Source organism: Kribbella sp. NPDC054772, assembly GCF_053611945.1.
Genome location: NZ_JBSHBJ010000001.1, coordinates 439537 through 456453 on the forward strand (window position 1 = coordinate 439537; position 16917 = coordinate 456453).

Below are 16917 nucleotides of genomic sequence, written 5' to 3' on the forward strand. Positions count from 1 at the left end.
GCACCCCCGGGGGGGGCCGGGCGGCCCCCCCTGGGGGCCCCACAAAACCGGGGGGCCCCCCCCCCCGGGGGGGCAACCCGCCCCTCGCCAGTTCGGCGGCGATCGCCCAGTCCTGCGGTCCGACGCCGACGGACTTGAAGACGGTCCGGCCGGTACGGCGGGGCGGTTCGGACAGCGCTGGACCGAGCTCGACCAAGTGCTGCAGCGCGCCCGACGTGACGGCGTCGATGATCTCGCCGGACTCCTCCATCGCCGCCTCCTCCTGGTCGACCACGACGACGCCGGCCGTGGCGAGGAGGTCGCGGGGGAGTTCGCGCATGGACGGCCGGAAGGCGCCGATCGCGTTGACGTGCACCTCGGCCGGAAGGTCGTCGGCGGTGAACAGCGGCGTACTGCTGGAGGTCGCGCAGCACACCACGTGCGCGTCGGCGACCGCTTCCTGGATGCTTGTACTCGCGGTGAACTTCACGTCGGCGAACTCCGCGGCGAGATCCTGCGCGAACGCCCCGGCGCGGTCGGCCGAGCGCCCGGTGACGACGACATCCGCGATCGGGCGTACGGCGAGGACCGCGCGGACCTGGTCGGGAGCCTGAGCGCCGGTCCCGATCACGGTGAGCCGGGTGGCGTCGGCCGGTGCGAGCAGGTCGGTCGCCACGCCGACGACCGCACCGGTGCGCAAGGTGGTGATCGAACTGCCTTCGGCCACCAGCTGCTCGCCGTCGCCGGTCCAGATCACCGTCGCGCGGATCGCCGGCACCTGGTCGAGCGCGATCCCGATCTTCTTCACCACCGCGGTCCCGCTCGGCGAGTGGTACGCCGACATCACCAGCACCGCACCGTTTCCGAAAATCTGCCGCGGCGGCAGCACGAAGTTTCCGGCCGCCAGCTCGCGGAACGCGTTCCGGACCGCGTCGACCGCGACCGGCATCGGAACGGCGTGCCGGACATTTTCCGCTGAGAGCACCTTCACCACGCCGAGCATATTCTGGTTTCCGCCGACCTTCAGGGGGATCGAATGAACCTGCACCAGGACGCGATCGTGGCCGACGCGCACAACGACCTGTTGATGCTGGTGGCCCGGCGCCCGAAACAGGTGTGGCCGGCGTATTTCCGGGACCGCTGGATCCCGCAGCTGCGAGACGGCGGGATCGACGTCCAGGTACTGCCGGTGTTCATCGACTCCGAGTTCCTGCCCGAGGGTGCGCTCCGCGAGACGCTCCGGATGATCGAGGCCGCGCACCGCGTCGCCGAGGCGAACGCCGACCAGGTCGCCCTGTGCACCGCGCCCGGTGACATCGAGGTCGCGACCGCGGCCGGCAAGATCGCGCTCGTCCTCGCCCTCGAAGGCTGCCCGCAGATCGACACCGATCTCGAGCTCCTGCAGACCCTGCAGCGGCTCGGTGTCCGGATGGTCTCGTTCACGCACTTCGGGCGCAGCGCACTCGGCGACGGCTCGGGCGAGGACGCCACCGGCAGCCGCCTGACGCACGCCGGTGTCGAAGCGGTCGGCCTGCTCGAGGAGCTCGGCGTACTGATCGACGTCTCGCACGTCGGTCGGGCCGGCACCGAGCACATCCTGGAGCTCGCCACCAAGCCGGTGGTCGCTTCGCATTCGAGCGCGTACGCGCTGCGCGAGCACCATCGCAACCTGACCGACGACCAGCTGCGCGCGATCGCCGCGACAGGTGGGGTGGTGTGCGTGAATTTCTTCGCCGGTTTCCTGACCACCGCCGAGAAACCGACCGTCGACCACCTGGCCGACCACATCGTGCACATTCTCGAGGTCGCCGGCGAGAACGCCGTCGGGCTCGGCAGCGACTTCGTCGCGGAGGTGTTCGGCGAGAAGATCCCGGCCTGCGACCGGCCAGTGGTCATCCAGGGCCTGGACGCCGAGCTGTACGTCCCCGGCCTCGAAGGCCCGGCCGGCCTGCCCCTGGTCACCGACGCACTGCAGCGCCGAGGGTTGCCCGAAGCAACCATCCGGAAAGTCCTCGGCGAGAACCTGGTCCGAGTCCTGACATCCAAGGAGTGACGACGTGCAGAGCTGGCTCGACACCTTCCTCGCGGATCTGATCACCAAGCACGGCGTGCCCGCCGCCTCGGTCGCCGTCCTGGCCGACGGCGAGGTGAGTACGGCGGCCGCGGGCGTACTGAACCTGAACACCGGCGTCGAGGCGACCGTCGACTCGGTGTTCCAGATCGGTTCGATCACCAAGTTGTGGACGACCACGCTGATCATGCAGCTCGTGGCCGACGGGACGGTGGACCTCGACCGTCCCGTGCGGGACTACCTGCCCGAGTTCAAGCTCGCCGACGAGGAGGCGGCCGCGGTGATCACGCCGCGCCACCTGCTCACGCATTCCAGCGGATTCTCCGGTGACGCGTTCACGCCGACCTCCCGCGGTGATGACGGTGTCGAGTTGTTCGTCCGCGACGTGATCCCCGGGCTGGCGCAGGAGGTTCGGCCGGGTGCCGGGTTCTCGTACAACAACGCCGGGTTCGTCGTGCTCGGGCGGATCGCGGAGGTGCTGCTCGGGAAGCCGTACCACCAGTTGCTGCGCGAGCGCATCGTCGTACCGCTGGAGTTGGAGCGTGTGGCGACGCTTCCCGACGAGGCGTTGCTGTATCGGGCTGCGCTCGGGCACGTGTCGCCGACGCCCGGGGCGCCGCTGCAGGCGGCGCCGGTGTGGAGTCTGGTGCATGCGATGGCGCCGGCCGGGTCGTTGCTGGCGATGAGTGCGCGCGACCTGATCGGCTTCGGCCGCGGGTACCTGGACGCGACGTTGTTCGACCTGGCCACGATCGACCGGTTGTGGGAGCCGCAAGTCGACGTACCGGCGATCGGCGGGTTCGCCCAGCACTGGGGGCTCGGCTGGATGATCTTCGACGTCGAGGGCGGGCGGCTCTACGGTCACGACGGCGGGACGGTCGGCCAGTCGGCGTTCTTCCGCCTCGTCCCGGACAAGGGCGTCGCGGTCGCGTTGCTCACAAACGGCGGCGACACCCCGGCGCTGTACGACGAGTTGGTCGGCCACCTGCTCCGCGAGACTGCGGGCGTCGAGCTGCCGACCCGGCCGGAGCCGCCGACCGAGGCGGTCCGGATCGCGCCCGAGCTGGTGACGGGCCGGTACACCGGCGTACTGATGCAGGCCACGATCACTTTCGAGAACGGGGAGTTCTGGGTTCTCGACGAGGCGGTCAGTGACGAGGCGCGGCTGCTGATGCCGGAGCCGCGGCGGACCCGGCTGGTCCCGCTCGACGAGTCGCGGCTGATCGCGGCCGAGCCGGAGCGCGGGGTGTACGAGGTACTGGCGTTCCGGGAGCCGGTGGACGGTCGCGCGGCGTACCTGTTCCGCGGCGGCCGGCTCACGCCGCGTCGTGACTGAGCGTCAGTCGCGAGATCTCACAGCCGTTGCCTGATCACCGTTTGTGATTGCATTCGGCAACGAACGACGGTTTGAAGTGTGTGTGTGTGTTGACGGAAAGCGCACAGACGGTCGCCAAGCGCTGCGTTCAGAGTTATGGTGATTACTCGGGGGAACGGGGCGAGTACATGGCGGTGAGGCTATGTCGTGGCAACTGTGGGTGCTGATCGCACTCGCTGCGGCCGGAGTGTTGTTGCTGGCGGCGGCGCGGATGCGCCATGCCCGCAGGGTTTTCGACGACATCACCGACCTGGAGCGCCCGACGAAACGCATCCCGGCCGACTCGGCGGGCTCAGTGGCGGCCGATGAGTTGGCGCGCGCCCGGGCCCGAGCCCGCGCCGCCGAACCCGAGCCCGGCCGCCACCGCCGACACGGCTGACAAGCACAGTCAGGAGCTGACTCGGCCTAGTCGAGCAGACCGTCCCGGCGGGCTACGGCCGCGGCCTCGGTGCGGGAGCGAACACCCAGCTTCGCCAGGATGTTCGACACGTGCACGCTGACCGTCTTCTCGCTGATGTACAGCTCGCGCGCCAACTGCCGGTTCGTGCGACCTTCCGCGAGCAACCGCAGTACCTCGGTTTCTCGGGACGTCAGCGCACTGGCGCCGCCGGTGTCGACACCGCCGGTCTCCGTCAGCAGCGGCTGTGCGCCGAGCTCACGTCCGACGTCGGCGGCCAGCGCGGTCTGCTCGTTCGCCTCGGACACCCGGCCGGCGGCTCGGAGCGCGGCCGACAGCCGGACCCGCGACCACGCCTGCTCGAGGACATACCCGTACCCGAAGGCTTCCGCGGTCCGCGTCCAGGCGGCGACGTGGTCTTCGGGCGTCGGCGGGTCGATCCCGGTCAGCCAGCGCAGCCGATCCCACTCCGCTTCCAGCCGCGCCAGCCAGGCGAGCCCTTCGACGCCCATCAACCGGCCCGGCGGCAGTCCCTTCTCCGCGGTCGTCTGCCCGAGTGACACCAGCTCGGCGCCGCGCTCGACCAGCTCCGCGGCGGCCGACGGCTCACCTACGGCGCGGTGACACAGCAACTGCAGCCCGAGCGTGGCGAACCGGATCCGGCCGAGGAACCACTCGGTCTGGAAGACGTCGGCGCACAGCGTGGAGACGTCGCTGATCAGCTTCTCCGCCGCCGCCGGCTTGTCGAGCTCGCGGTACGCGTCGACGGCCGGCTGCAGCCCGATGATCGGCAGCATCACGTCCAGGTCCCACCATTTGCGGGACATCTCGAACTCCTCGGCGACCGCGGTGTCACCACGCCCGCCACGGACCGAGAACTCGACGGCCCGCAGCGCCGCAGCCGCCGCGGCGGGCGTCATCGCGTCGGTGCGTGCGGTCGCGACCGCCGCGTCCCACTCACCGAGCATGAACTGGGTCAACGCCAGCATCCGGCGCGCGTCGAACCCGTACGCCGCCCACTGCCGCCCGAGCTCACCGGCGCGCTTCGTCGCGAACGACAGCGCCGCCTTCGCGTTCAGCAGGTCGCCCTGCTCGTAGTGCGTCGAGCCGAGCAGGAACCGGCTCCGCACCTCGGACGCCGGATCCCCGATCAGCTGCGCCCGGACGGCCGCCTCCTCGAGCTGTTTCGCGGCGGTCTCCGGATCGCCGGCCCGGCGGCGCAGCTGAGCCAACGTGATCCCGGCGTCGCTGGCCGCGGACTCCTGACCGGCCTCGCGGGCGATCTCGAGCGCCTTGTGCGCCCAGCGCTCCGCCTCCATCGGCCGGCCGAGCGCGTCGGACACCCGCGCGTACAGCGACGCGACCTGCGCCTTGAAGACGCTGGCGGGCTCGTCCTGGACCAGCTTGAGCGCCTGCGAAACCGCCTCGTTGGCCTCCTGGTCCTGATCGATGACCAACGCGATGTCGGCGAGTGGGAGCAGCAGCTGCGCCCGCTCCAGCTGCGGCGCCTCGGGCGGCAGGTCGGCGAGCGCCTTGCGGAGAATCTTCACCGCGCGCAGGTGCTGCGAGGACAGCGTCGCGGCCGTCGCCGTCTGGACGATCAGCCAGGTCTTGCCGGTCGGGCTGTCGGCCGAGCGGTTCGGGAGCAGCTCCAGCGCCAGCTCGTAGTGCTTCAGCGCGTCCTGCGGAGCAGCGACCGAGATGGCCTCCTCACCCGCGCGGACCCGCGCCTCGAACGCGACCGGCAGGTTGTGCGACCGAGTGGCGTGCCCCGCGAGCTCAGCCGCCGTACCTGCAACCGTCTGGTCCTTCAGGGCCTGGACGTACGACGCGTGCAGGCGAACGCGCTCGCCCGGGAGCAGATCGTCGTACACCGCCTCGGCCAGCAGGGCGTGCCGGAAGTAGTAGCGATCACTGGTCGGTACGTCGATGATGTGGGCGTCGATCAGCTCGCGGAGCGCCTCGTCGAGTTCACGGTCGGGAAGGCCGGCGACTCCGGTCAGCAACGTGTGCGGGACGCGGCGGCCGGCGACCGCGATCACCCGTGCGACCTGGCGGGCGTCGTCGGACAGCGGGTCGAGACGGACCAGCAGCAGGTCGGCGAGATCCGGCGGGACGACGTCGCCGTCACCCAGCGATGCCGCAGCCGCTAGCTCCTCGGTGAAGAAGGCGTTGCCGCCGGCGCGCTCCAGGATTCGGCGCTCCTCGGCCTCCGGAAGCGGCGTGCTGAGCAGCGAATGCAGCAGCGTGCGGGCCTCGTCGGCGTCGAGGGGGAGCAGGTTGACCCGGCGTACCCGAGGGTTGCGGGTCCACTCGGCGATCGGGCGGCGGAGCGGATGCCGACGGTGCAGGTCGTCGCTGCGGTACGAGACCACGAGGGCGAGGCGCTGCGAGGTCAGCCGGGTGATCAGGAAACCGATCAGGTCCCGGGTCGAGTCGTCGGCCCAGTGGGCGTCCTCAATGATCACGAGGATCGGCTCGCTGGTGGACAGCGCGGTGAACGCGCCGAGCACGGCATCGAACAGTGCGGCCCGGTCGAGCTGCCCCTCCTGCGGAACGGGCTGGGCGCTGAGCATCCGGTGCGCCGGCAGCAGGCGGCCGATCGCGGGGAAGTTGGTCAGCACGCTCTCGACCAGATCCGGCCGGTCGCCCGCTAGACGGCCGAAGATCTCGGAGAACGGCTGGTACGGCAGGCCGGCGTCGCCGAAGTCGGTGCAGTGCCCGACCAGGACGCCGAAACCGCGCTCATGCGCTCCCGTGGCGATCTCGTCCAGCAACCGGGTCTTGCCGACCCCGGCGTCGCCGGACAGCACCACGGCGCCGGCGCGACGCGTACGGGCGTCGTCCACCGCGCTGAGGAGGGCGGCCATCTCGGACGAGCGGCCGACGAGAGGTGTCGAGATCCAGGGCACGTCGTCCATTTTCGCCCCTGGCGCCGACACAAATCGACGGCATCCCGTCCGCGGACCGCAAGACCCACTGCCGGCGGTACCGCTTACCGCTCTTTCGCCGGCGTTTCCCGCCCTCCCAACGGTCGTTCCGCGCGCCGTTCCGCCGGTCGTTCCGCGCGCCGTTCCGCCGGTTGTTCCGCCGGTTGTTCCGCGCGCCGTTCCGCCGGTTGTTCTGTCCGCGGTGCTGTCGGCCGTGCGGTCTGCGGTTTCCGTCGTTTCCGCAGTTTCCGTGGACTTTCCGCCGGAAAGTAGAACGCCGTCCCTGATCGCGAGTGCGGAATCAGGGACGGCGAGCCGGGCGGTCATGCGGCCGTGGTGGGTCGGAGGGTCCGGCGCGCGTGGCGCGACTCGGGCTGCGTGGCCCGCTCCGCGCGCTCCCGGCGCGGTACGGACCAGCTACGCCGGTTCCGCTCCAGCCGGTAGGCCGACTCCGCCTTGACGAGATCTTGGCTCAGTGGAGTGTTGAACATGGTTTTCCTCCCCTCAGGCTTTCCGGCCGAACAGGTGGGTGATGCTCCGGCGGCCCCGGGTGCTCCGGTGCTGCCGGAAGTCGCGGCTGAGGCGCTCCCTGCGGTAGTCGACCTCTGCCTTGACCGATGCGTTGGTGAACATGTGTTCCTCCGTTGTGCGATGCCGGCTCTCTGCCGACACCGCTAAATCTGCTCGCCTGAGGTACCCCCGCACATCGGAACTCCTCCCTATCCCCACCGCCCCCGAGGCCTTAGGCATCCGGACCCCGCCTTAGAACCCACCTAAGGCCCCCCAACCACCGGCTGAACGACCGCCGAAACGACGACCGAGACATGGCGGGAACTAACGCCGGAAATGGCGGGGAAGAAACGGGCCGAAGCGGCGGAAACGGCGGGGCTGGGACGGGCCGAAGCGGCGGGAACGACGGGCTGGGACGGGCCGAAGCGGCGGGAACGACGGGCTGGGACGGGCCCGAAGCGGCCGTGGCAGCCGGTGGAGCGGGAGACGGTGGGGGCGGAAATGACGGCGGCGCGGTCGGCTCCGGGGAGCCGGCCGCGCCGGGTGGGAAGGGGGTCTGGTGGCGGTGAACGTGCCGTCACATCGCGGGACGAGCACGCAGCTCGGGCGCGCATTGCTGCGGCGGTACCGTTTTCTCCGGCCGCTGGAACCAGAACGGCCGCTGGAAGTCCCGCCGAATCCGCTCCTGCCGGTACTTCATCTCTGCCCGCACCGCGTCGGTCGAGTAGAACAACATGACGTCCTCCTGTCGTTGCCCCGACTCTCCGCGCCTGAGGACCACCCCCACATCCGCACATCTCCCTATCCCCACCCGCCCCACCCCCTTAGATGCCGAATTCCCCCCGCCGAGTCGTGAATTCCGGCCCCCTTCACCCAACCCCGACCCACGACTCGCACACCGCCCCACCAACCCCCGCCACGACTCGCCAAGTCCCCACGAGCAGGCCCCCCGAGCCAGCGCGACCCCCAGCCCCGCCACCCGATCACCCCGAGCACGCCGGCCGCGAGCACGTCGCTCCGCGAGCTCGCCACCGCGTGGGTACGCCGCTCCGTCGGTACGCCACCGCGTGGGTACGCCACCGCGTGGGTACGCCGCTCCGCGAGTACGCCACCGCGTGAGTACGCCGCTCCGTGGGTACGCCGCCCCGTGAGTACGCCGCCCGGCGGGTCAGACGATGAGCGCGGCGGCGGGTACCGGCGACAGCCGCCAAATCGCCGCAACGCCCCATCCCCACCCGGGCGGCCCGTCTGACCCCGTTCTTCCGTCGAGTCGTGAGGTTCGGCGCGGTTTATACAACCGCGAGCCACGACTCGCGTACCGGTTCACCAGCCATTCGCCACGACTCGACAGGTGGCAGCGAGGGTGGCGGGGTGGAGATGAGGTGGGGCGGCGGCGAGGGTCGCCGTTGCGAGGCGGGGTGGCGGCGGGGCGGTGGCGCGGGCGGTTGCGCGGGCGGCGAGGGGCGGTGGCGCGGGATGGTGGCGAGGCGGCGAGGGGCAGTGGCGCGGGATGGTGGCGCGGGATGGTGGCGAGTGTGGCGGTGCCGAGGGGCGGTGCCGAGGGTGACGGGGTCGAAATGACGTGGGGTGGTGGCGAAGTGCCGAGGGGCGAGTGTGCCGGAACGGCGTGGGGTGGTGGCGAGGGGTGGTGGCGAAGGCGAGGGGGGCGAGCGGCGGGGTGCGGGTGATGGACGGGGAGGTCGCGTGTGGGCGTGGGGCTTGGTTTGCGGCTGGGTGAGGGGCGAGCAGGTGTGGGGCTAGGTGGGGTAGGTGAGGTTTAGTTCGTAGTGGTTGGGGTCTAGGAGTTCGTCGGCGTGTTCGGCGAAGTGGTTGGTGGCGGTCCAGCTGGTGCGGGTGGTGTGGAGGAACCAGGTGCCGTGGGGGCGGTCGAGGTGGCCGGCTTCGGTGGGGGTGAGGGGGCGGCCGCGGAGGCGTTGTTCGCAGTGGTCGAGGTAGAGGCCGGCGCGGTTGAGGGTGACGCTGATCGAGCCGTTGTCGAGGCCGCGTTCGGGTAGGTCGCGGAGCGGCTCGAGGGCGGGGATGCGGCTGCGTTCGAGCGAGATCGCCGTACCGTCGGTGAGTTGGCGGACACGTTCGATGACCACGACCTCGGGCGATTCGAGACCCAGTCGTGCGGCCAGGGCGGGATCCTCCTCGCGCTCGACCCGTACCGTCCGCATCCGCGTTTCGACACCGTTTTCCGACAGCGCGTGCGTCCACCCCAGCCGCCCGTCCAACGGCCGCCCGTCGAAGAGAACGAACGAGCCTTTGCCGGTGTGTGTCGCGATCAGGTTGTCCTCGGCGAGTACGGCGAGCGCGGCGCGAACCGTGTTCCGGCTGACCGAAAAACGTTTCGCCAACTCCACCTCACCGGGCAGTTGCGATCCTCGCCGTACGACGCCGGACCGGATCTCCCGGGCGAGGACCCGGGCGACCCGCTCGTGCTTCAACGAGATCACCGCAGCTGCTCCAGCCGGACGATCTCGATCATCGGTGCGTACAGCCGCAGGATGTGGAGCGCCTTCTGATGGCTCTCCTCGGTCGAGCCGACACACGCGTCCTCGACGACCTGGACGTGGACGCCCGCATCCACCGCGGAAAGCGCTGTACTGATCACGCAGCAGTCCGTCGTCACGCCGCCCAGTACGAGCCGACCATCGCTCCCCACCCGCGCCGCCAGTTCGGGGCCCCAGGCACTGAACGTCGTCTTGTCCAGCGTCGGCTCCCCGCGGAACTCGTCCACCAGCTGGTAGTCGTCGGCATCCGGCGGCTGCAGCGCGAACGGAAACGCCTCGTAGTAAGGAATCCACGCGCCATCCGGCCGCTCCGGCGCAACGAACCGAGTGAACACGATTTCCGGTGTGAACAACTTGATCAGTTCCCGCGCCGGCTCGATCACGCGCTCGAAGCCTGGCGTGGCCCAGCCCGACGACGGGTCGGCGAAGATCCGCTGCAGGTCGATGAGTGCGAGCACCATCAGGCCTCCTGGCGGCGTACGGCGGCCCGCCCGCCGAACCACTGCGCGGCGAACCCGAGCACCAGCGCGACCAGTACGCCGAGGTTCGCGAACGCCCACGCGCCTTCCTTGCCACCGAGACCGAACGCCCCGAGCAAGTAGCCCTGCCATGTCAGCCAGGACGCAAGCGTGTTCGTGACGAGCCCCCAACCGATGCCGGTAGCAACAATCATCGTCGCCACGGGCAACCAGCGGATGTCGCCGTACCGCCCGCTCGGCCGGTAGAGATCGTCCTCCGCGTAGTCGCGCCGGCGCGAGGCGATGTCGGCGAGCATAATCCCGCACCAGGCCGCGATCGGTACGCCGAGGGTGATCAGGAAACCCTGGAACTGTCCGAGGAACTCGCCGCCGTAGAACACCACGTAGATGGTCCCGCCGATCATCACCACACCGTCGATGAACGCGGCGACGTACCGCGGAACCGGCAGGCCGAGCGACAGCAGCGCCAGCCCGGACGAGTAGATGTCGAGCACCGCCCCGCCGACGAGCCCGAGCACCGCGACGATCACGAACGGCACCAGGAACCAGGTCGGCAACGCCTCGGCGAGCGCACCGATCGGGTCCGCGGCGATCGCCTTGCTCAGGTCCGCCGACGACCCGGCCAGCAGCAGACCGAAAATCAGCAGTACGACGGGAGCCACCGAGCCACCGAACGTCGTCCAGCCGACCACGCCACGACTCGACGCCCGCCGCGGGAGGTACCGCGAGTAGTCCGCGGCCGCGTTCACCCAGCCGAGCCCGAACCCGGTCATCAGGAACACCAGTGCGCCGATCACGGCCTGCGTGGACCCGCTCGGCAGCGCGGACACCGTGCTCCAGTGGATCTGGTCGGCGACCAGGATGATGTAGACGACCGTGAGTACGCCGGTCACCACCGTGATCACTGTCTGCGCCCGCATGATCAGGTCGAACCCGAGCACCCCGCAGGCCACGGTCAGCGCGCCGACCACGACCAGCGCGATCACCTTGGTCAGCGCGCCGCCGCCCCAGCCGAGTCGCTCGAACACGGTCGCGGTGGCGAGCGTCGCCAGGATCGTCAGCACGGTCTCCCAGCCGACGGTCAGCAGCCAGGACACCAGCGACGGCAGTTTGTTGCCCCGGACACCGAACGCGGCGCGGCTGAGCACCATCGTCGGCGCTGACCCGCGCTTGCCGGCCAGTGCGATCAGGCCGCACAGCAGGAAGGAGAACACCACGCCGATCAGCCCGGCGATCACCCCCTGCCAGAACGAGATCCCGAACCCGAGGGCGAACGCGCCGTAGCTCAGTCCGAGGACGGAGACGTTGGCGCCGAACCACGGCCAGAACAGATGGCTCGGGCGGCCCTTCCGATCCGCGTCGGCGATCACGTTGAGGCCGTTGCTCTCCACCGAGAGCGCGCGGGTCTGCTGCGTGTCGAGCTGGTCCGTCATGCTGACTCCCACCCCTGAAATGGACCTGTTCAGTCCTGTTCAATCACGGTAAGTCCGGCCGGTCGGGTGGTCAACAATGAACCGCATGGAGCTCAGCGCGGAGGTCGACGGATTCAGGCTGGCGTACGACCGGGACGGCGAAGGCCCGCCCGTGGTGCTGTTGCACGGTTGGCCTGGAGACCGCACGGACAACCGTCGGCTCGCGCCACTGCTGGTGGAGCGCGGATGTGACGTGGTGGTGCCGGACCTGCGCGGCCTCGGGTCTTCGATCGGATCGGCCCCCGACCCGGCGCAGTACGGCGCCGACGCGCAGGCGCGGAGCGTGGTGGCGCTGATGGAAGAGCTCGGCCTCGACCGACCGGTGCTCGCCGGGTACGACATCGGCAGCCGGATCGCGCAGCGGATCGCGCGGACCACGCCCGAGCTGGTGGAGGGACTGGTCATCGCACCGCCGCTGCCAGGGATCGGGAAGCGGGTGTTCTCCGAGCAGGCGCAGGCGGAGTTCTGGTACCAGGCGTTCCATCGGCTGCCGGTGATCGAGGAGCTGATCGACGGGAAGCCCGACGCGGTCCGCGCGTACCTGACCCATTTCTGGACACATTGGTCCGGGCCAGGCTTCCAGCCGGAGCTCGACCATCTGGTCGAGGTGTACTCCGCGCCGGGCGCGTTCACGGCGTCGCTCAACTGGTACCGCGCGGGCGCGGGTGCGGTGGCCGTGTCGGCGGCCGAGACCGCGCCACCGTCGTACGACCGGATCGCCGTACCGACGGTGGTGCTGTGGCCCGAGTTCGACCCGCTGTTCCCGCGGGCGTGGTCCGATCGGGTGGACGACTTCTTCAGCGATGTCCGCGTCCGCCCGGTCGACGGCGTCGGTCATTACGCGCCACTCGAATACCCGGAGATCCTCGCCGAGGAGATAGTCGGACTTTAGGGCATGTCTGACGACCCAGCACCTACTGCGCGGCACTCGGCGCGCACCGAGCTACCGCACCGAGCACCTGCTCGCTACGGCGCTGGGTCGTCAGACATGCCCTAGGCTGACCACATGGCCGAGACCGAGCTGGGGATGCCGACCGTACGGCCGGCCGTGGGCGCGTTGGCGAAGCTCGCGCCGGAACCGGTGCGGTACCTGCTGAACTGGGGCCGGAAGTACTCGCTCTGGGTCTTCAACTTCGGGCTGGCGTGCTGCGCGATCGAGTTCATCGCGGCGTCGATGGGGCGGCACGACTTCATCCGGCTCGGCGTGATCCCGTTCGCGCCCGGGCCGCGGCAGGCCGACCTGATGGTGGTGTCCGGCACCGTCACCGACAAGATGGCGCCGGCGATCAAGCGGCTCTACGACCAGATGCCGGAGCCGAAGTACGTGATCTCGTTCGGCTCCTGCTCGAACTCCGGCGGTCCCTACTGGGACTCGTACTGCGTGACGAAGGGCGTCGACCAGATCATCCCCGTCGACGTGTACGTCCCCGGCTGCCCGCCGCGGCCCGAGGCGTTGCTGCAGGGCATCCTCAAACTGCAGGAGAAGATCGCCGGCGAGCACGTCGCGAGCCGGTACGACGAGCCCTCGGCGGCGGCCCTCACGCGCGGTCTGGTGCAGCCGTGAGCAGCGACGCTCTTGAGGCGCTGACTGGCGCCGGGATCGCTGCGACGTCGTCCGACAGCTTCGGCCCGACCGCGATCGACGTACCGGCGGAGTCCTGGGTCGCGGCCCACGAGGTACTGCGGGATGCCGTCGGGCTCACGTTCTTCGACTTTCTTAGCGCCTCGGACGAGCTCAAGGACGGCTTCCGGGTGGTCACGCACCTTGCGGACTTCTGGGGCGGATCGCATGTCGACCACGTGCTCGTCCGCACGCTCGTGCCGCGCGACAACCCGGTGCTCCCGACGCTGAGCGAGCTGTACGCCGGGGCGAACTGGCACGAGCGCGAGACGTTCGAGATGTTCGGGATCGGCTTCGACGGGCATCCGAACCTGACCACGTTGCTGCTCCCGGACGAGTTCGAGGGGCATCCGCTGCGCAAGGAGTTCGTGCTCGCGTCGCGGGTCGCGAAACCGTGGCCCGGGGCGAAGGAGCCCGGCGAGTCCGACCACGCTCCGGCGGGCGCTCCGAGCCGCCGCCGGACGCTGCCACCCGGCGTACCCGATCCGGAGACCTGGGGCCCGCGCCCGGCCGGCTCGCCCGACCCCGACCCCCTGGCCCCCGCCGAAGCCGCCGCCACCCCCGCCCGCCCCCGCCGCGGCGCCGCCGGAGCCGAACGCCGCACCCGCCGCCAAAGCCCATCGCCGGCCGCCACCCCCGCCGAGCCTGCAGCCCCGGCGCCCGGCGCAGAGCACGCCGCCCCGCCTGCGGAGCCGCCTTCTGCGGGTGATGCTGGTGGCGAGAAGCCGGACGCTCAGCCGCCGGCCGGTACCTCGTGATTCCGTCGGCGGAGGAGCTGGCTCGGTACACGTTGGCCCGTCAGCACCCCATCACGCGCACCTGGGTGGACGACCGCACCCGCCTCACAACGCTGGCCGAGGAGCACGCGGCGCTCGACATCCTGCTCGCCGAGGACCTGGACATCGCCGCGCAGCGCGCCAAGCGCCTCGCCCCGGGCAAACCGGCAGAATCGATGCTCAACCGATGGGTTGCCATCAGCAACGATCTCTCCGCGATGTTCAGCATGCGCTTCGAGAACATGAACCTCGAGAAACCGTTCGTCGACGCGACCCCGATGACCCGCTCACCCCAACCGGCCGACCTGCCCGCGCTCGCCGCCGCCGCGCTCGAGCACTACGGCATCCACCACCCGCTCTACCTCAGGTTGTGGAGCGCGGACGCGAGCGTCGCCGGCACTGAGCCCGACCGACGGTTCCTCGCCGCGCCGATCAGCGAGTTGCGGCGACACGACGTACCACCTGGTCTGGCGCTGCGGGCGACGAGAAGCGTCGACCACTACGAGGAGGCGGCGCGCGCGTACGACGCGGTGGACGCCGACCACCCGCACCATACCGAGGAAGCGGCGCTCCAGGACCGCGACGATCTCCAGGAGTCGGCGGACGACGGGCTGCTGTTCGATGTCACCGTGAACGGCGAGTGGGCCGGGTACGTCGCCGCGGTGATCAAACCCGACGACGCCCTCGGCCTGCCCGCGTACGTCGTCCGCGAGGTCCTCCTCGCGAAGCGGTACCGCGGCCGCGGCTACGGCCGGCACCTCACCACCCTGCTCGCCCAGGCCCTCCCGGACCCGACCCGCATCCTGATCGGCACCATCCACTCCGCCAACCACGGCGCCCGCACCGCAGCCCTCACCGCCGGCCGCCAAGACATCGGCGGCTGGCTTCAACTCCCGCTCGGTCAGCCCTGACCCAGTCGTTCCGTCGGCTGCCCGGTGAGGTTGGCGATGAGTTCGAAGTCCTTGTCCACGTGCAGGACGATCAAACCAGTCTGCTCCGCCGTGGCGGCGATCAGCAGATCAGGCACCGAAGGCGCTCGATGCTGACCGGAAGCCGCGAGTTGGGACTGCACGACAACGGCGCGACGCTCGATCGAAGGAGTTGCGTTCTCCACCGGCATCGCCGCGATCGGCGGCTGCTGCAGGAACGAGCGATGTTCGTCCGCGGATCGCGCTGAGAAGCCGACCTCGAGCAACGTCACTGTGGCGATGTGTACGAGCCCGCGATTGATGCGGTTCGCCCAGTCCTCTCGGTCGGGCGCCGTGCTCAGGCGCACCAAGGCGGACTTGTCGATCAGCCAGCGCCGGGAGTCGGCGGTCGGCGTCACGACCAGGCCTTGTCCATGACGTCAGGGTCGTCGAGGTCGCGGGCAAGGTTCGAGAAGCGCTCCAGGTCGGCAACGGTCACGGCGACCTCCGAACGCCCGGCCTCCTGACTGAGCTGCCGGCGCAGATACTCGCTCCTGGACAGTCCCAGCCCGGCGGCCCGGTGGTCGATCACCGCGAGCACCTCGTCCGGGACATCGCGAATGAGAACGTCGCTCATGCCGTCACCTCCTGTCTGATATCTCATGATATCAAGCGCTCGGGGGTGTGTGGTAGAAGACCTCCTCGCGGGTGATTTGGCCGGCGGTGAGGGTGTAGAGGGACAGTTTTGTGGTGCGGGAACGGGCGCCGGTGCGGACGTTGAGTTGATCGAACGCGAACCGGACGGCGAAGCGGTCGTCGAGGAGCAGCGGGCCGACGACGTCGACGCCGAGGTACTCGATGTCGGCGTTCAGGCGGCGGGCGTTCTCGAGGATCGCGTCGGCGCCCTTCATCTCGATCTCCTCGCCGCCGGTCTCGAGCGGGGCGATGCGGACGACCTCGGGTGCGGACAGGGCGAGTGCCTGGTCGAGGCGGCCGGTAGTCAGCGCGTCGACGTACCGGCGGGCGACCTCGGCCGTCGACGGAACGCGGAACTCGGCGGCGTGCTCGCGGGCCCACTCGGCGAAGGTGAGCGCGGGGCGGCCGGTGAGTTCGCTGACGGTGCTGGTGACGGGTTCGGGGTTGTCGACGAGTGAGGCCCAGTACGCGACCGAACTCTCGGCGAGGATCGGGTCGAGACCGAGGTCGAGCATCGCCTGTCGCGCCGCCGCGTCCGGCACGGCCTCGACGCGCATCTCCTTGCCGATCACCCGGGCGATGGTCTGGATCTGCTCGGCCTGGGTGAGTACCTCAGGGCCGGTCAGGTTGTAGATCTGCCCGATGTGCCGGTCGTTGAGCAGCGCGAGTACGGCGACCGCGGCGATGTCCCGTTCGTGGATCAGCGAGCGGCCGGCCTCGGGCGACGGGACCCGGACGATGTCGCCGGTGCGGAAGTCGCCGGCCCAGTTCTGCGCGTTCACCGCGAACCCGCCCGGGCGCACGAACGTCCAGTCCTTTCCCGCGTCCTCGAGCAGTTTCTCGACGTCGGCCCAGACGCCGCCCGACGGCGCGTTGAGCGAGGACAGGTAGACGACGCGCCGGGGGAGTTCGCCGATGATGTCCGCGGCTCCGTCCGCGCTGAACGACGGCCAGAGCAGGAAGGCCGAGTCGACGTCCGCCGCGGCTCGGCGGACCGCCTCTGGGTCGTAGAGATCGCCCTGGATCAGCTCGACGTCCGGCGGGAAACCGGCGAGGTCCGGCGTACGGACGAGGGCTCGGACGGTCACGCCCGCGGCGCGCAGCCCGTCGACGACATGCCGCCCGACGCGGCCGGTGGCTCCGGTGACAAGAACAGTGGTCATGCCCCTACCCTTTGACCTGAACCA

18 protein-coding genes are annotated in these 16917 nt (G+C 70.2%); 7 read left to right on the top strand and 11 right to left on the bottom strand.

Annotated elements, in window-relative coordinates; genetic code table 11:
• Nucleotides 1-970 (bottom strand): ornithine cyclodeaminase family protein (locus tag ACWGID_RS02190; protein ID WP_452193582.1); only part of this gene is annotated, 970 nt, incomplete at its 3' end.
• Nucleotides 971-1015: 45 nt separating this feature from the next.
• Between ACWGID_RS02190 and ACWGID_RS02195 the strand changes: the two genes are divergently transcribed.
• The 3 genes from ACWGID_RS02195 (at nt 1016) to ACWGID_RS02205 (ending at nt 3804) form a co-directional block, all read left to right on the top strand.
• On the top strand, nt 1016-2032 hold the full coding sequence (locus ACWGID_RS02195; RefSeq protein WP_452193584.1) for a dipeptidase: 1017 nt from the start codon (nt 1016-1018) through the stop codon (nt 2030-2032).
• A 4-nt stretch (nt 2033-2036) separates the two neighbouring features.
• The gene (locus ACWGID_RS02200; protein WP_452193586.1) at nt 2037-3386 is read left to right on the top strand and encodes a serine hydrolase domain-containing protein; all 1350 of its coding nucleotides are present in this window, start codon (nt 2037-2039) and stop codon (nt 3384-3386) included.
• Between the two features lie 181 nt (nt 3387-3567).
• The gene (locus ACWGID_RS02205; RefSeq protein ID WP_452193588.1) at nt 3568-3804 is read left to right on the top strand and encodes a hypothetical protein; all 237 of its coding nucleotides are present in this window, start codon (nt 3568-3570) and stop codon (nt 3802-3804) included.
• Nucleotides 3805-3830: 26 nt separating this feature from the next.
• Here ACWGID_RS02205 and ACWGID_RS02210 read toward each other — a convergent pair whose 3' ends face one another.
• The 7 genes from ACWGID_RS02210 to ACWGID_RS02240 form a co-directional block, all read right to left on the bottom strand.
• A complete protein-coding gene (locus ACWGID_RS02210; RefSeq protein WP_452193590.1) occupies nt 3831-6743 on the bottom strand; it encodes a helix-turn-helix transcriptional regulator in 2913 nt (970 codons plus the stop codon).
• Between the two features lie 332 nt (nt 6744-7075).
• Complete coding sequence (locus ACWGID_RS02215; protein ID WP_452193592.1) at nt 7076-7243, bottom strand: hypothetical protein; 168 nt, start codon at nt 7241-7243, stop codon at nt 7076-7078.
• Nucleotides 7244-7256: 13 nt separating this feature from the next.
• The gene (locus ACWGID_RS02220) at nt 7257-7385 is read right to left on the bottom strand and encodes a hypothetical protein (protein WP_452193594.1); all 129 of its coding nucleotides are present in this window, start codon (nt 7383-7385) and stop codon (nt 7257-7259) included.
• 454 nt (nt 7386-7839) lie between these two features.
• Complete coding sequence (locus ACWGID_RS02225) at nt 7840-7998, bottom strand: hypothetical protein (RefSeq protein ID WP_452193596.1); 159 nt, start codon at nt 7996-7998, stop codon at nt 7840-7842.
• Nucleotides 7999-9019: 1021 nt separating this feature from the next.
• Entirely contained in the window at nt 9020-9721 is a 702-nt protein-coding gene (locus ACWGID_RS02230) for a GntR family transcriptional regulator (RefSeq protein ID WP_452193597.1), read from the bottom strand.
• Nucleotides 9718-10239, bottom strand: a complete 522-nt coding sequence (locus ACWGID_RS02235; RefSeq protein WP_452193598.1) for a cysteine hydrolase family protein — start codon at nt 10237-10239, stop codon at nt 9718-9720. Before ACWGID_RS02235 ends, ACWGID_RS02230 begins: the two co-directional genes overlap by 4 nt.
• On the bottom strand, nt 10239-11690 hold the full coding sequence (locus ACWGID_RS02240) for a purine-cytosine permease family protein (RefSeq protein WP_452193600.1): 1452 nt from the start codon (nt 11688-11690) through the stop codon (nt 10239-10241). The genes ACWGID_RS02235 and ACWGID_RS02240 overlap by 1 nt, the downstream gene beginning before the upstream one ends.
• Nucleotides 11691-11775: 85 nt before the next feature.
• Here ACWGID_RS02240 and ACWGID_RS02245 point away from each other — a divergent pair, with 85 nt between their 5' ends.
• The 4 genes from ACWGID_RS02245 (at nt 11776) to ACWGID_RS02260 (ending at nt 15037) form a co-directional block, all read left to right on the top strand.
• Complete coding sequence (locus ACWGID_RS02245) at nt 11776-12621, top strand: alpha/beta fold hydrolase (protein ID WP_452193602.1); 846 nt, start codon at nt 11776-11778, stop codon at nt 12619-12621.
• 114 nt (nt 12622-12735) lie between these two features.
• Nucleotides 12736-13293, top strand: coding sequence for an NADH-quinone oxidoreductase subunit B (locus ACWGID_RS02250; RefSeq protein WP_452193604.1), 558 nt, complete (start codon nt 12736-12738; stop codon nt 13291-13293).
• Nucleotides 13290-14108 carry an NADH-quinone oxidoreductase subunit C gene (locus ACWGID_RS02255; protein WP_452193605.1) on the top strand — a complete coding sequence of 273 codons (819 nt, stop codon included), beginning with the start codon at nt 13290-13292 and terminating at the stop codon, nt 14106-14108. Before ACWGID_RS02250 ends, ACWGID_RS02255 begins: the two co-directional genes overlap by 4 nt.
• A 65-nt stretch (nt 14109-14173) precedes the next feature.
• Nucleotides 14174-15037 (top strand): GNAT family N-acetyltransferase, encoded by an 864-nt coding sequence (locus tag ACWGID_RS02260; RefSeq protein ID WP_452193606.1) that lies wholly within the window; start codon nt 14174-14176, stop codon nt 15035-15037.
• Here the strand turns inward: ACWGID_RS02260 and ACWGID_RS02265 are convergent.
• From ACWGID_RS02265 to ACWGID_RS02275, 3 genes are read right to left on the bottom strand one after another with little or no spacing between them, the layout of a single operon-like run.
• Nucleotides 15028-15453 (bottom strand): PIN domain-containing protein, encoded by a 426-nt coding sequence (locus ACWGID_RS02265; protein WP_452193608.1) that lies wholly within the window; start codon nt 15451-15453, stop codon nt 15028-15030. The two genes, ACWGID_RS02260 and ACWGID_RS02265, sit on opposite strands and share 10 nt — an antisense overlap.
• Nucleotides 15450-15671, bottom strand: a complete 222-nt coding sequence (gene vapB, locus ACWGID_RS02270) for a type II toxin-antitoxin system VapB family antitoxin (protein WP_452193609.1) — start codon at nt 15669-15671, stop codon at nt 15450-15452. The genes ACWGID_RS02265 and vapB overlap by 4 nt, the downstream gene beginning before the upstream one ends.
• 31 nt (nt 15672-15702) lie before the next feature.
• Nucleotides 15703-16893, bottom strand: coding sequence for an NmrA family NAD(P)-binding protein (locus tag ACWGID_RS02275; protein WP_452193611.1), 1191 nt, complete (start codon nt 16891-16893; stop codon nt 15703-15705).
• Nucleotides 16894-16917 lie beyond the last annotated feature (24 nt).

Bases quoted from the DNA above. Each gene is read 5' to 3' on its own strand.
- ACWGID_RS02195 (WP_452193584.1), top strand. From the start codon at position 1,016: ATGAACCTGCACCAGGACGCGATCGTGGCCGACGCGCACAACGACCTG.
- ACWGID_RS02205 (WP_452193588.1), top strand. From the start codon at position 3,568: ATGTCGTGGCAACTGTGGGTGCTGATCGCACTCGCTGCGGCCGGAGTG.
- ACWGID_RS02210 (WP_452193590.1), bottom strand. From the start codon at position 6,743: ATGGACGACGTGCCCTGGATCTCGACACCTCTCGTCGGCCGCTCGTCC.
- ACWGID_RS02215 (WP_452193592.1), bottom strand. From the start codon at position 7,243: ATGTTCAACACTCCACTGAGCCAAGATCTCGTCAAGGCGGAGTCGGCC.
- ACWGID_RS02220 (WP_452193594.1), bottom strand. From the start codon at position 7,385: ATGTTCACCAACGCATCGGTCAAGGCAGAGGTCGACTACCGCAGGGAG.
- ACWGID_RS02225 (WP_452193596.1), bottom strand. From the start codon at position 7,998: ATGTTGTTCTACTCGACCGACGCGGTGCGGGCAGAGATGAAGTACCGG.
- ACWGID_RS02235 (WP_452193598.1), bottom strand. From the start codon at position 10,239: ATGGTGCTCGCACTCATCGACCTGCAGCGGATCTTCGCCGACCCGTCG.
- ACWGID_RS02240 (WP_452193600.1), bottom strand. From the start codon at position 11,690: ATGACGGACCAGCTCGACACGCAGCAGACCCGCGCGCTCTCGGTGGAG.
- ACWGID_RS02245 (WP_452193602.1), top strand. From the start codon at position 11,776: ATGGAGCTCAGCGCGGAGGTCGACGGATTCAGGCTGGCGTACGACCGG.
- ACWGID_RS02250 (WP_452193604.1), top strand. From the start codon at position 12,736: ATGGCCGAGACCGAGCTGGGGATGCCGACCGTACGGCCGGCCGTGGGC.
- vapB (WP_452193609.1), bottom strand. From the start codon at position 15,671: ATGAGCGACGTTCTCATTCGCGATGTCCCGGACGAGGTGCTCGCGGTG.
- ACWGID_RS02275 (WP_452193611.1), bottom strand. From the start codon at position 16,893: ATGACCACTGTTCTTGTCACCGGAGCCACCGGCCGCGTCGGGCGGCAT.